The 13,573-nt window shown below is 39.1% G+C and carries 10 protein-coding genes and 2 pseudogenes; 9 read left to right on the forward strand and 3 right to left on the reverse strand.

What is annotated here, in order from left to right; genetic code table 11:
• The first annotated feature begins 187 nt into the window (after nt 1-187).
• Nucleotides 188-1,456: a hypothetical protein gene (locus GCWU000342_RS10020; RefSeq protein ID WP_006906953.1), complete on the forward strand. Its 1,269-nt coding sequence runs from the start codon at nt 188-190 to the stop codon at nt 1,454-1,456.
• Between the two features lie 2 nt (nt 1,457-1,458).
• The gene (locus tag GCWU000342_RS08350; protein WP_006906954.1) at nt 1,459-1,791 is read left to right on the forward strand and encodes a hypothetical protein; all 333 of its coding nucleotides are present in this window, start codon (nt 1,459-1,461) and stop codon (nt 1,789-1,791) included.
• Here GCWU000342_RS08350 and GCWU000342_RS08355 read toward each other — a convergent pair.
• Nucleotides 1,764-2,760 (reverse strand): annotated as a pseudogene (locus GCWU000342_RS08355) (IS30 family transposase). The gene GCWU000342_RS08350 and the pseudogene GCWU000342_RS08355 sit on opposite strands and share 28 nt — an antisense overlap.
• Nucleotides 2,761-2,827: 67 nt before the next feature.
• On the opposite strand from GCWU000342_RS08355, the gene GCWU000342_RS08360 reads away from it, so the two are divergent.
• Nucleotides 2,828-4,030, forward strand: a complete 1,203-nt coding sequence (locus GCWU000342_RS08360) for a hypothetical protein (RefSeq protein WP_006906957.1) — start codon at nt 2,828-2,830, stop codon at nt 4,028-4,030.
• Between the two features lie 361 nt (nt 4,031-4,391).
• On the opposite strand, the gene GCWU000342_RS08365 is transcribed toward GCWU000342_RS08360, so the two are convergent.
• Nucleotides 4,392-5,267, reverse strand: a complete 876-nt coding sequence (locus GCWU000342_RS08365; protein ID WP_006905210.1) for an IS3 family transposase — start codon at nt 5,265-5,267, stop codon at nt 4,392-4,394.
• Nucleotides 5,268-5,296: 29 nt separating this feature from the next.
• Entirely contained in the window at nt 5,297-5,635 is a 339-nt protein-coding gene (locus GCWU000342_RS08370; RefSeq protein WP_006905209.1) for a transposase, read from the reverse strand.
• A 71-nt stretch (nt 5,636-5,706) separates the two neighbouring features.
• On the opposite strand from GCWU000342_RS08370, the pseudogene GCWU000342_RS08375 reads away from it, so the two are divergent.
• The 6 genes and pseudogenes from GCWU000342_RS08375 to GCWU000342_RS08400 all read left to right on the forward strand — a co-directional run.
• Nucleotides 5,707-6,972, forward strand: a pseudogene (locus tag GCWU000342_RS08375) (VirB4-like conjugal transfer ATPase, CD1110 family); the annotation flags it as partial.
• A gap of 3 nt (nt 6,973-6,975) precedes the next feature.
• Nucleotides 6,976-9,108 (forward strand): CHAP domain-containing protein, encoded by a 2,133-nt coding sequence (locus tag GCWU000342_RS08380; RefSeq protein WP_006906959.1) that lies wholly within the window; start codon nt 6,976-6,978, stop codon nt 9,106-9,108.
• An 11-nt stretch (nt 9,109-9,119) separates the two neighbouring features.
• Nucleotides 9,120-9,359: a hypothetical protein gene (locus GCWU000342_RS08385; protein ID WP_004804465.1), complete on the forward strand. Its 240-nt coding sequence runs from the start codon at nt 9,120-9,122 to the stop codon at nt 9,357-9,359.
• A complete protein-coding gene (locus tag GCWU000342_RS08390; RefSeq protein WP_006906960.1) occupies nt 9,334-10,815 on the forward strand; it encodes a CD1107 family mobile element protein in 1,482 nt (493 codons plus the stop codon). The genes GCWU000342_RS08385 and GCWU000342_RS08390 overlap by 26 nt, the downstream gene beginning before the upstream one ends.
• Before the next feature lie 94 nt (nt 10,816-10,909).
• Nucleotides 10,910-12,616, forward strand: a complete 1,707-nt coding sequence (locus tag GCWU000342_RS08395; RefSeq protein ID WP_006906961.1) for a DNA topoisomerase 3 — start codon at nt 10,910-10,912, stop codon at nt 12,614-12,616.
• Between the two features lie 84 nt (nt 12,617-12,700).
• Nucleotides 12,701-13,504 carry a KilA-N domain-containing protein gene (locus GCWU000342_RS08400; protein ID WP_004804477.1) on the forward strand — a complete coding sequence of 268 codons (804 nt, stop codon included), beginning with the start codon at nt 12,701-12,703 and terminating at the stop codon, nt 13,502-13,504.
• The last annotated feature ends 69 nt before the right edge of the window (nt 13,505-13,573 follow it).

Genomic DNA, 13,573 nt, shown 5'->3' on the forward strand with positions numbered 1-13,573 from the left:
TTTAGTTCTTTCGGAAGAATTGACTTCTAGCGACTAAGAGGAGGGGGTAGAAACTCAGATTGCAATTCACCACGGGTCAGAGAAGCCGAGCGAAGAGTGGAAGATATATTGAGAAAATCATAGTCATAGTGTAGGGTATGATTTGTTAAGTAGAGAACAATAATAGAGTTGAAAACAAGGAGATGTTATGGGACTTCTCGAGCCGCTTACTCATAAAGAAGAAATTGAAAATCTTTTGAATGAAGCGCAAACCACATATGATCAATCAAAGGACAAATTCGAAAGTCAAAAAAAGAAGACAACCAAATCACTTGAAAAGCTCGGAAAGGTAAAAGTTAAAGCGTGGTCTGATGGGATGAACTCCTTTGTGGATAATTTTAAGGCGTTCAATAATATTGAAGTTGTCCAAACTGTCGATACAAACATGAACTTCATCGGAAGCGATGAAGAACCAAAAGAAATCATTGTCAACATGGAACAGGCTTCTCTTACGGCAACAGAAGTTGCAAAGGTAGGGGCGGCTGCGATCGGAACTGGTGCGCTTGTAGGAATTGCGTCTTATGGTGGCGCAATGATGTTTGGTGCTGCTTCGACAGGGACGGCAATAGCTGCTCTGTCGGGAGCAGCAAAGACCAATGCGACTCTCGCATGGTTCGGGGGAGGAGCAAAGGCTGCAGGAGGCTTGGGCATCGTTGGCGGGAAAGTAGTTTTGGCTGGTTTAGTTGTGGCTCCTGTGATCGCGATTGCCGCTGTTATTGGAAGTTCGAAAGCCAAGGAAAAACTTGCGGAAGCAAAAAAAATAAACGCAGAGGCTAAAGATGCTGCTGCGAAAATGGACGTAATGACTACTGGGATGAATGGAATTGAGAAGATGTCAGACAATTATTCCAATTTCATTCAGAAGCTAAACAAGAAATTCAAACCCTTTATAAGAGAAATGGAAAGAATCAGGGGTGCTCATCCGATGCCCAGTGGTGAGCAAATTGATTTTAATACGCTGACAAATGTCGAACAAAAGACGCTTCATCTATCTTGGCTAATGGCTCAGATATATTATCATGTACTTTCTACTCCGATTATGACTTCAAAAGGGGAGGTGTCTTCTGATGCGGGGAAGGTACTATCTGTTGCGGATAAAGAGTATAAACAGTTCAGAAAGGATACATATAAAATGTCGGGGGATGATGCCAAGGCCGCGGATTTGCTTTGGCGATCCTCGGCTAACAATATGACCGTATTGGGCTTCGCACAGGTGGTAATTTTTATAGTCTGTGCAATTGCACTTGGTACAGGAATAGTAAGTAAAATAATATTTATTGGAGGGGCCGTCATAGCATTTCCAATTTTCTTCAAATTCAGAGATATGCCTGCAAGTAAACTCTACACATGGAGAAAAGTTCGCTGTATATCAGCATTGGCCTTTGTTGTTATGATGCATATTTTGATGGGGGTCTAGTAATGTCTTTATTTCATAAAGTCACGAAAGATGCCGCCAGTAAAGTGGGGACTTTTATTGGAGACTTTGCATCGGAAAATGAGCAGCGTGCAACCAATTCTGCAATAAAAGGAATGGATCTTTTTAAAAAGGTTGCCGAAGAGAAGCATAATGTTGCGTTCGACCAGGCAAAAGGGAATTTATTTGAATATATTGAGGCAGCGAAGTTTAATCAGAATGCTGCCCGTAATAGGAGTGATCTTGGGGCTGTGGTAACTGCAGCCGATGGTCGACCTGCCGATCCGGCGGATATCGAAATCTTGAATTGTCAAGCTAAGTGCAACACGATTGAATGATAGACTTCATAGGGTGTTTTGAATCCAAGGCATTTTCGTGGTCGTTTGTTCATTTCATCCACTTTGCTTTGTATATATTCTTCTGTCACATCATCAAGGTCGTAACTCTTAGGAAAATACTCTCTAAGAAGTCCATTTGTATTTTCATTTGTTCCTCGTTGCCAAGGATGATGTGGCAGCGGAAAATAAAATTTAACCTTTTCGAGTGCAAAGGGAAATTTCAGCGTGTTTCGCAAATTCCATGCCTCGATCAGGTGTAATTGAGTGACAAGGTTGCCCTGTAAGACAGGAAATCATAGTATCTCTTACAGACACAGAATCTTTCTTCTTGGCTTTAGAACTTAGAAGAAAACGACTCTTTCTGTCAACCAGAGTAACAAGGCAAGCCCCGCCTCTCTTGCCAATAACCGTATCGGCTTCCCAATCTCCTATGCGGATTCGGTTATTAGCTTCCTTAGGTCTATCTGAAATATTGTTGCTGATTGGAATTTTCCCGCGTTTTTCAATGTACCATTGTGCATGTCGTGATTTCCCACGATGACGAAGTTTGCGGATGGCACCACGATTACCATTCGAAGCACGTTCCTTGTCAGTGTCAAACATTCCAGAATATATAGCACGATATATTGTTGCATAACTGATATATCGCTCGGATTTCTCCAGTTTTAGCCGACCACATATTTGTTCAGGTGACCATTTTAATTTTAGAAACTTATCTCTAACATATTTGAATATTTTAGGATTAGAGAGTTTGAGTTTAGGTTTGCAGTTGGTACGACGTTTCAAATATTTAGTATGAGCTACACTTGGTGAATAAGCTCCCTTATAGCTGTTGCGAGCTATTTCTCTGGAGACTGTTGACTTATCACGATGAATAGTCTTGGCTATATAGGTCAATGTTTTATTCTGAGAGTGGAGAAGAAATATCTTTTCTCTCTCAATTGGTGTAAGATGTTTGTAATGACTCATAGTTCCTCCTTGGATTTTGGATGTCTTAGCAAACACCATTATACCAAGGCTATGAGTCATTTTTTAATTGTTGCACTTAGAGTGTATATTCAAGATTGTAAAAAATGGTAAAATTGTACGCCAGGTTCAGGCGAAATTCAGCGATTCTAAGCATGCTGCCGCTGATTCTGTCTCCATGCAGAGAAAACAAAAATACAGGGGTATGCAGCGGCTTATTAGAAAAGAAAACCATTATGTGGATCCTGCAATAGGAAAAGAAACAACGCTTCTAAAAAAAGCAAAAAGTCTTGCAGAGAACCGAAGTGGAATAGAAGGGAATATTTATCAGGAAGATTATAAGGATGTTACTGAGAATCTGACGGATGAGCTTCATTACGGCAATGTAAGTTCCGGAGGTACTACTTTAGATGATCTTCAGAGGGCATATGACAATCCGAATGCCTATGCAGGCGCATATGAAAAAGCTCAAGTTGCAAGAGAAATCAGGGCGTCCGCTTCCAATATGGCAGCAGCCAGTATGGTGACAGGGGGAATTGCATCTGGTATAACAAACATGTTTGCTGTTTTCAATGATAACAAAGAACTTGCAGAAGCTTTCCATGATGTTGGGGCTGATGCGATAAAAAGTGGTATACGAGGTGGTGCAACAGGTGCTTTAAGTACTGTCATCAGATATAAAGGGGTCAAGGCCGGGAGTGCATTGCTCAGCGATTCGATGTCTGCAACTGTTATGGCTGGAGGGATCATTGATGGGGGAGTTGCACTATACTCTTATGCCAGAGGGGAAATTTCAGCTGAACAATTAAGAGACGAATTAGTGGACACTACAGCGAAAGCAGCGACTACTATTTACTACACGAAAGCTGTGACCGCAATAATGGGGGCCTCTGTTCGTCCGTTTATCCCTATAGCAGTGTATACAACGGCAAGCTATGTGATTATCGCCACACGTGAAATTATCAGAAATGCTAATTTAAATGCGGTTGAATACAATTGTCTTGCTGCGATTCTGGAAGAATCAACGCGCCAGACTAAGGAAGCACATGAAGAGTTTTTCAAGAGGGTGCAGGAATGTGAGGAGCGACAAAGAGTTATGCTCAATAGGTTCATTGACGCTTTTGAGTATAACATAGAAACAGGTGAGAACTATGATCAGGCATTATACGCGATTGTAAGCTTTGCAGACGAGGCGGGAATTGCCCTGCAGCACGTAAAATTTGAGGATTTTAGTTCGGCCATGAAATCAAAACAGACATTTCGTTTAGAATAAGATCGATGAAAATATTTTGAACTCGCGTCATATAGCAATCCGGCCGGATGGGAAAGAGATTTCCTGTCCAACCCTTGTTTTTGCACTGGAGACTGCAGGATCTTTTTATCCAACAGATTGGGTTTTCGTCCAAAATAAAAGTATAATTGTACAAAAATAAAGTCCGCTGGACGAAAGGAGTTCTAGTGAGATCGAGTTTGAAATTTCCCTTTTGCTGTCGGCTTCAGATGATACAATAGACATGGCGTAAGTCCTCTAAGGTGTGATTGGTTGTTCGTTGAATCTATTATACCAAGGCATGGGGCTTATGCCTTGATATTGTCAATAATGGTTGACAGATTTTCCTCAAGGATTTACAACCCTAAGCTGATTCCTGTAAAGATGAATAGTATTGTTGTCTCTTGACCATGGGTGGAAGGCCATCATTTGCGGAACAGATTCGACGGTTATTCCAGTAGCTCATGTAGTAACGCCAGATAAGCTCTTTTAGCTCTGTTACAGTCATCTTCTCGGTATCATAGCGATCATATAAGAGTTCAGATTTCATTCTCGCCCACATGCTCTCGCAACGAGCATTATCATGGCAACGGCCACCATCACTGTTCATGCTCTGTGTTATATGGCAGTCCTGGACGGCTCTACGGTAGCAATCACTGGTGTACTGTACTCCGCGATCGCTATGGCAGATCGCACCTTCGATCTCCGGGTAAGCCTTATGAGCATTCCTCAGGGTTCGGGCACACAACGGGGCCTTCATGTTGGTAGCCATTGCCAGTCCTAAGACAGCCAGATCGAAGCAGTCAAACATAGCAGAAACATAGAGTTTACCATCACTTGCCTTGATTTCGGTTATGTCCGTAACACATTTTGTCAGTGGCTCTGTTGACCTGAAATCCCGCTTGAGCAGATCATCCGATTTACGAGCAGCCTTGTCGGCTTTCGTTATTCCATTTGGCTTACGCTTTGGACGATGACTGATGCCGATTTCTTCCATTACTCGATAGACGGTCCGCTCACTCGGGATATCGATATCCTTCGGCTTCTTCTGCAGAAGAGCGTCACGCATCCTGGAACGACCATAGGTATCATTACATTCATCTTCCTTTAGGATATCCCGCATAGCATCGGCCAGCTTCTGATATTTCCAAGGCCGATCCTTACGTTGCAGGTATTTATAGAATGCCTGGCGGCTCACATGGAGCATCCGACAGTAGAATGTAAGTTTCCCTTTAATCATGCCGCCTTCTGTCTTAACAGTGATATATTTCAGTCTTTCATTTTTGCTGACTTCAGACGGCTCGCGGCAAAAAAAGCGCTGGCTTCCTCCAGGAACTCGTTTTCTTCTTTAAGACGACGAATTTCCTTATCCTGATCTTTGACCTGCTTACGTAAGGTGATCAGCTCCTCATTCAGGGTCATAGCACTTTTGGGGGTCTGGGATCCCGCTCCAAGATCCAGATTTCCGAGCCTATTAGCGCGTATCCATGTATAGAGCGTGTTTTTGGGGATGCCTAGTTCACGTGCAGCTTTTGCCTGGCCAATCTCTTTTGCCAGCTTAACTGCCTGGATTTTGTACTCCTGATCGTACTGTCTGTTAGTTGCCACCGTAAACGCCTCCTTATTCTCTTAAATTATAATGAAATCCTTGAGAATAAGATGTCAACTTTATTTATACAGCATCAAAGCATAACTGTAAGCTGAAAAGACTTGACCATTCTCAAGAACAAGGTTTAGTGAGCGTGCTGCCTCTTGGTGTAAATAAGATTGAGATAGATAGAGGATTGACAAGCTCATCAACGGCAGTATTTATGCCATTTACCACAGAGGAGCTTTTTATCAATTCAAGTAATAGTCTTTACTACGGACTAAATGCCCTAAGCCATAACCTGATTATGGCAGATAGAAAGAAATTAAAGAACCCAAACGGTCTAATCCTCGGAACTCCGGGCAGCGGTAAATCCTTTAGTGCCAAAAGAGAAATGGCAAATGCGATTTTAGTAACAGATGATGATGTGATTATCTGCGATCCGGAAGGAGAGTATGGAAACCTTGTAAGGCAGTTTAAGGGAGAAGTCATTAAGGTCAGCAGTAAGTCAAAGGATTACCTGAATCCCCTTGATATAAATTCAAATTATGGAGATGGGGACGCACCTCTTAAAGACAAGGCAAACTTTATCATGAGTATGCTTGAGCTTGTAGTAGGTGGCAGTGGTCTTACGGCAGAAGAAAAGTCCGTTATAGATAGATGCCTGCCTAAAATTTATGAAAAGTATTTTGAAAACCCAGAGCCTTGTAATATGCCAATACTGCAAGACCTATACGATATGTTAAAAGGACAGGAAGAAAAGGTTGGTAAGAAGCTGGCAACAGAGATGGAAATCTATGTATCAGGTTCTCTTAATGTCTTTAATCACAGGTCAAATGTGGACTTAAATAAGAAGCTCCTTTGTTTTGATATTAAAGAACTTGGAAGTCAGCTAAAGAAAATCGGTATGCTTGTTATTCAGGATCAGGTGTGGAATAAGGTGTCACAAAACAGAGGAAACAAGTCTACAAGGTACTATATCGACGAGTTTCATTTACTTTTAAAAGATGAGCAGACAGCATCGTATTCGGTTGAGATTTGGAAGCGTTTTAGAAAATGGGGAGGTATCCCGACAGGTATCACGCAAAATGTCAAAGACCTACTTATGAGTAAGGAAATTGAAAATATCTTTGATAATACGGACTTTGTCTTAATGTTAAATCAGGCTTCAGGAGATAGAGAAATCTTAGCAAGGAAACTTAAAATCTCACTTCCTCAGCTTAGGTATGTAACTAACTCTAATGAGGGTGAGGGACTACTGTTCTTTGGAAATACCATTGTGCCTTTCCTTGATAAGTTTCCGAAAGATACAATCCTTTATCAGAAGATGACTACCAAGCCGGAAGAAGTGAGGTAGCCTATGGGAAAGAAGCTGAAAAAGGACTTTAAGGAAAGGCACAAGGCAAGCATTGAAAAAGAAATGCTCCATAGTGAAACAAACATTATACCTGAAGAAAGTAAGCTAAAGGATACCGATGATTACAGAGGTAAAATCGTTCATGAGAAAGAACGGTTTCAGGATAAAGTGCATGAAAAAACAAGTAAGGTAAGTGCTGATAATGAAAAGTCTTATGGAACATCCAAGAGAAACGAAAAATATAGAGATTCAGATAAGGGAGACGTAAATTCCGCAATTGAAACGGGAAGATCAGATTATATTACGGAGGTTAAGGATGAAAAAATCTATGATCCTTTGGGACAAGACCTTGATAATGATGGAATCATAGACAGGTATGATAATGACTTTAGGGATAGCGACTACTTTGAATCAACCTATGATGTAGATGACAATCTCCATAAAAAAGATGAGTTTATTGGAAGTTCCTCTAAAAATCATAAGGCTCAAAAGAAAAATTATAAGAGAAAAAACTACACCGATAGCCTTTATACAAGAAAAAAGGAAGATGTGCCAAAGGAAAATAAATCTGAAGGTAAAAAGACAGGGAAAGATGTTGCAGGCGAAAAAGAGTATAGCAGTCTATCAAAAGACCAAAAGAAAAAGCTAAAAAAAGACATGGTAAAGGTATCTGCCCTTTCAGGACTTGCCAAAGGAAGTGAAACGGTAAGAGACTACCTTTCTCATGGAAGTGATGAAAATCAAGGCGTAGAGGCAGGAGAAAAGACAGCAGATACAAGCTCAAAACTCATTCATGGCATAAAGAAATATTCTGATAAGAAAGGAGCTAAAAGAGGCTATGACCTTACAAATAAGGACTATAAAATCAGAAAACGTAAGTCAAAGTTGGAATTTCGTGATGCCAAAAAGGAACTGAAAAAGACGGATGAGTATAAAAGAGCAAGTGCATATAAAAGATTTCAAAAGAAAAATCAGGTAAAGGCAGCAATTTCTCGTGAGAATAAGTCAAGGCTTAGAGATCGAATTAAAGAGGGACTTATCGGAACACTGAAAAGCTCAAAGGATATGATTGTCCGAAAAGCAAAAGGACTAATGCTTATTTTCATAGGTATCATTATCTTAGGGACTTTTGTGATTAACTTTGCAGGAACGGGAATGACAGGCTTTATGAATTCTACAAGCTCTGTGCTTACAACAAGCTATTTATCAAAGCCAAATGTCCTAAGTGAAATCAATCAGAAATTTTCAGATATGGAGGTTGAGCTTCAAAGTGAAGTTGACCATGTGAAAGAAAATTATCCCGGATATGATGAATATATCTTAAATAATACAGAATATATCGGGCATAATGTCCATGAGCTTTTATCCTACATTACATCAAGGTGTGGAGAGGTAAAGAGTGTATCGGAAGTAGAATCCATATTAAAAGAATTATTTGATTCCATGTATGACCTTGAGTATAGGGAAGAAATTGAAATCAGATACAGGACGGTTACAAAAACCTATACCGATGAAGATGGCAATGAATATACCGAAAGCCACGAAGAACCTTATGAGTATAAAAAACTCATCGTAACGCTTCATAAAAAAGAGATGGACAGCATTATCCGAAAGGTCTTTGCAAACTATCCCGATAATCTAAAGCACTATGAAGCCTTGTTCCTTGCACAAGGCAATATGGGAGAAGCCTTTGGTAATTCTGACCTTATCAGTGCAAATGGAGGTATCGGCGGTGGAAAAGAGTATGAGGCATCTACGGAAGTACAAAAGAAGATTGTTAATGCTGCATACATTACGCCATCTCCGGGTGCAGGCTGGTGTGCCATGTGGGTATCACAGGTCTATCAAAATGCAGGACTTGGATATATAGGCGGGAATGCCTGTGATATGTACCGAAACTATACCTTTACATCAGACAGGTCAAAGCTCAAGGTCGGAATGCTTGTGGCAGTCGAAAGCAGCAGTAGCGGAAGCAGTGCAGGGCTTACCTATGGTCATGTAGGTATTTACATTGGAGATGGAAAAGTGATTGATAACATCGGTCGAATAAGAGTAACTACCTTAGATGATTGGATAGCAACATTTTGTAAGCACCATCCCGTAGGATTCGGTTTTCCGCCAAATGTAAAGAAATAGGAGGTAACAATTTGAAAAAGGAACTGATAGCAGTAAAAAACAGAATAAAGAAGTTAAAGGATAAAAAGGCTCTGATTGATGAAGAATTGGAGCCTTTATTCATTCGTGAAGAAGAGCTTGAAAATGAAGAAATCATTGCCATTTGCAGAAAGAATAACATCACAATCAGCGATTTGATGGCAAAGGTAAACAGACAAAAAGCAGAAATGAAAAAGGAGAAAACAAATGAAAACCAGTTTGAAAAAGAATAATAAGTTTTGGACGGTAGCACTTGCGGTAATTGTAAGTATTAGTTGTATTTTAGGTCTTTGGACGGTTGTTTATGCACAGGAGCAAAAATCTGAAGCTCCAACAAAAAACGAAGCTGTTCAAACGGAAGTTGAAGTAAATGTAAGGTATATCTTTGAAGATGAAAAGGTCTTTAAGGAAGAAAAGATAAAGGCTGAGAAAGGACAACTTATTGATAGCGGAGATCTTCCAATGCTCCCAGATGATATGAAATTCATTGATGAATTTCTGTTTTATGAGGTAAAGGGAGATGGAAAAGATGAGATTATCCGTAAGGTAGCAAAGATAGAGGTTAAGGATAAGGAAACGCAGACAGAGCTTTCTAAAGACGATATTTCAAAAATAGAAAAAGAGGCAAAAGAGCTTCAGGATAAACTTGATAAGTTAAATTGCGAACTTAAGGACAAAGACAAATTAAGTGATAAGCAAAAGAATAAAATTAAAGACCTTGAAGATGAAATTGATAGCCTGAAAGAAAAAATGAAGAAAGATAAGGGAAATAAGGACTTATCAGAAGATATGAAAAAGGAAATAGATAAGCTGACGGAAAAGGTGAAAGAGCTTGAGAAAAAGGCAACTGAAACAAATAAAGCTCCTGTAACATCACAATCAGTTACACCGATTAGTCCTATTTCCGGAATTAAGACAAGTTCAGGTATTTCTCCTCAAACACCACAGACTTCTGTAAGTAGTACAGGTAAAGGCTCATCGGATTCGGTAAGCTCAGGTAATACTACAAAGGATACCGGCAAAGGCAAAACGGAAGTAAAGGAGAAAGAAAAGGAAGTTCGCTATCCCAATAAGTTGACGGCAAAAGCTCCTGCGAATAACAGTCAGGATTCATCAATGGGGTCTGCAAGTAAGAGTGTAAACACCAACAAGGGAGTAGCTTCATCTCCGTCAAAGGCGAGAGCATCCGTTACGGAGAATAAAGATAATGCAAATAAGGAGTATCCGATTCATCATGGAGATAGCAGCGATAACAAAGAAACGGATCAGTATTCGGCAGATGCAAGGCAGTTTATTACCTTTCAAACGAAAAACGGTAAGACCTTTTATTTAATCATCAATCATGATGAAGATAGTGAGAATGTAATGCTTCTTACGGAAGTATCTGAAGATGATCTCTTAAACATGGTGGAGAAAAAAGAAGCACCAAAGCAGGAAGTAGTAAAAGAAGAACCTGTTAAGGAAGAAGTAAAGCCTGAGAAGAAGGACGAAAAGGGTAATTTAGGAACCTATATTATTTTGCTTCTTGTATTAGGCGGAGCATTAGGAGCAGGCTACTATTTTAAGGTTGTGAAAAAGAAAGAAGATAAAGAACTTGAAGCCTTAGAGGAGGAAGATGATGATTTCTTTTCTGAATCTGAAAGCGAGGAAGAAATAAATGATGCAGATGAAGTAGAAGATGAAGAATAAACGCACCTAAAAACATATTATTTTGGGTGCAAAGTTAGGGCGGGAGAGTAACATCTTTCGCCCTATTTTGATTTATAACAGGAGGAAAACACAGATGAAGTTAGTTATTGCAGAAAAGCCGAGTGTTGCAATCTCCATTGCAAAGGTTATTGGAGCAAATAAAAAGAAAGACGGATATTATGAAGGAAACGGATATAGGGTGAGCTGGTGCGTTGGACACCTAATTCAAATGGCAAATCCAGATGCTTATGATGAAAAGTACGCCAAGTGGAATATGGCGGACTTACCGATTATTCCAAGAGAATATAAGTATGAGGTGGCAAAGGCAACTAAGAAGCAGTTTAACATCCTTAAAAAGCTGATGAATGGTAAAGAGATTGATATGGTTATCAATGCCTGCGACGCAGGTCGTGAGGGAGAAGCTATCTTTAGGCTTGTATATAATCAAGTGAATTGTAAAAAGAAGATGAAACGCCTTTGGATTTCTTCAATGGAAGATAGTGCCATTAAAGAGGGTTTTGATAACCTAACAGACGGAAAAGACTATGATAATCTCTTTGAATCGGCACAGGCAAGAGCTATTGCGGATTGGTTAGTCGGAATGAATATTAGTAGGCTCTACTCTTGTCTGTATCAGCAAAATTACAGTGTTGGCAGAGTGCAGACACCTACTCTTGCCATGATCGTAAAAAGAGATGATGAGATAGCAAATTATCAGAAAGAAAAATATTACACAGTAGAGCTTTCTATGAACGGCTTTACATTATCGACAGACAAAATTGGTGATGAAATAACCGCAGAGCAGCTTATTAATTTAATAGGCGATAATATTGAAATAACCGATGTCATTCAGAAAGAAAAGATTACTAAACCTGATTTACCCTTTGACCTTACAACACTTCAAAGAGAGTGCAATAAGTATTTCGGATATAGTGCCAAGCAGACACTTGATTATGCCCAAAGCCTTTATGAGAAAAAGCTCATCACCTATCCAAGAACAGACAGCAGATGTTTAACAGAGGATATGATTGTAAGTACGGTCAATAACATTTTGGGTAAAAATGACTTTGATACAGAGCGTATTAATGTAGTATTTGATTCTAAAAAGGTTACAGATCATCACGCTATTATTCCGACAGTAAGCTCACTGAGTGAAGGTTTATCAGGCATTCCTGAGAGTGAAGCAAAGGTATATAGGCTTATATCTAATAAGCTCCACGCAAGTGTGGGCTATCCGCTTATTGAAAATACAACAAAGATTGTAGCTTCATTTGACGGTTTTGAATTTACAAGTTCAGGTAAGATAATTAAGGATGAAGGCTTTAGCAAATACCTTAAAGAATACAAATCAAAAAAGAGTGAAGATGCTGTATTGCCCGATGTAAGTGTTGGTGATGTTTTGAGCGTTGAAAATAAAGAGGTTAAAGAAAAATTTACCCAATCTCCGAAACACTTTACTGAAGATACGCTCTTAAAGTCTATGGAGATTGCGGGAAATGATGCCTTAGAAAAAGGTGTAGAGGTGGAAAGAAAAGGTCTTGGCACTCCGGCAACAAGGGCAGGAATTATTGAAAATCTAATCTTTAAGAGATTTGTCGAAAGAGATAAGAAGAATCTAATTGCAACGCATAAGGGGATCAGCCTTGTAACGATTGTAGCAGATACCTTTAAGTCGGCAGAAACGACAGCAAAGTGGGAAATGGAATTATCGGATATTGCTCAGGGTAAATCCTCTAAGAAAGAATTTTTAGATGCGATTGAAAATGAGATAAAAGAAGCGGTTTTGACATATCGCAAGTAAGACAGCACTAATTTCAGCGTGGAAAAAATGCTTTAAAAATGCTATAATGCAAAGTAATCAATTTAATGATTGAGAGGTGATTATATGTCTAAAATAAATGTTGAAGGTTCAGAAATCAGCATTATTGCCATAGACAATAGAGATTATATTTCTTTAACGGATATGGTTAGAAATATTGAGAACGGTTCTGCTTTGATTGAAAAGTGGCTCAGAAACAAGAATACAATAGAGTTTTTAGGTATTTGGGAAGAAATGTATAACACGAATTTTAATTCCCCCGAATTCGAGGGAATTAAAAATGAAGCAGGATTTAACCGTTTTATATTATCGGTCAAGCAATGGGTGGAAAAAACTAATTCTATCGGTATCGTTGCGAGAGCAGGAAGATATGGTGGAACTTATGCTCATAAAGATATAGCGTTTGAGTTTGCTTCTTGGGTATCGCCATACTTTAAATTATATTTAATCAAGGAATTTGAACGCCTAAAGGAAGAAGAACAAAAGAAGTTAGGATGGGATATTAAGAGAAATTTGGCAAAAATCAATTATAGAATTCACACAGATGCCATTAAAAACAAACTTGTACCGGATAAACTTTCAAAAGAAAAAATCAATTTTATTTATGCAAGTGAAGCGGATATTCTTAATGTTTCTCTATTTGGAATAACAGCTAAGGAGTGGCGTGATGAAAATCCGGATTTAAAAGGCAATATTAGAGATTATGCGGATATATCACAGCTTGTCTGCCTTTCTAATCTTGAGAATCTTAATGCGGTATTTATAAATGAAGGCATGAGCCAATCTGAAAGATTGGAAAAATTAAATGCAATAGCTATTGAACAAATGAAGATACTATCTGAAAGTGAATCAATTAAAAAATTGAAATAGAGTAATAATATTTGGTATATAGCGAAGGTGATTAGAGTAAAATCTAACACCTTTTTTGTTTGTAAAAAA

Source organism: Shuttleworthella satelles DSM 14600 (assembly GCF_000160115.1).
Taxonomy (GTDB): Bacteria; Bacillota; Clostridia; order Lachnospirales; family Lachnospiraceae; genus Shuttleworthia; species Shuttleworthia satelles.

What these genes read in the sequence shown, in the direction of transcription:
- GCWU000342_RS08365 (WP_006905210.1), bottom strand. Translation starts at nt 5,267, where the DNA reads ATGATTAAAGGGAAACTTACATTCTACTGTCGGATGCTCCATGTGAGC.
- GCWU000342_RS08380 (WP_006906959.1), top strand. Translation starts at nt 6,976, where the DNA reads ATGGGAAAGAAGCTGAAAAAGGACTTTAAGGAAAGGCACAAGGCAAGC.
- GCWU000342_RS08395 (WP_006906961.1), top strand. Translation starts at nt 10,910, where the DNA reads ATGAAGTTAGTTATTGCAGAAAAGCCGAGTGTTGCAATCTCCATTGCA.
- GCWU000342_RS08390 (WP_006906960.1), top strand. Translation starts at nt 9,334, where the DNA reads ATGAAAACCAGTTTGAAAAAGAATAATAAGTTTTGGACGGTAGCACTT.
- GCWU000342_RS08400 (WP_004804477.1), top strand. Translation starts at nt 12,701, where the DNA reads ATGTCTAAAATAAATGTTGAAGGTTCAGAAATCAGCATTATTGCCATA.
- GCWU000342_RS10020 (WP_006906953.1), top strand. Translation starts at nt 188, where the DNA reads ATGGGACTTCTCGAGCCGCTTACTCATAAAGAAGAAATTGAAAATCTT.
- GCWU000342_RS08350 (WP_006906954.1), top strand. Translation starts at nt 1,459, where the DNA reads ATGTCTTTATTTCATAAAGTCACGAAAGATGCCGCCAGTAAAGTGGGG.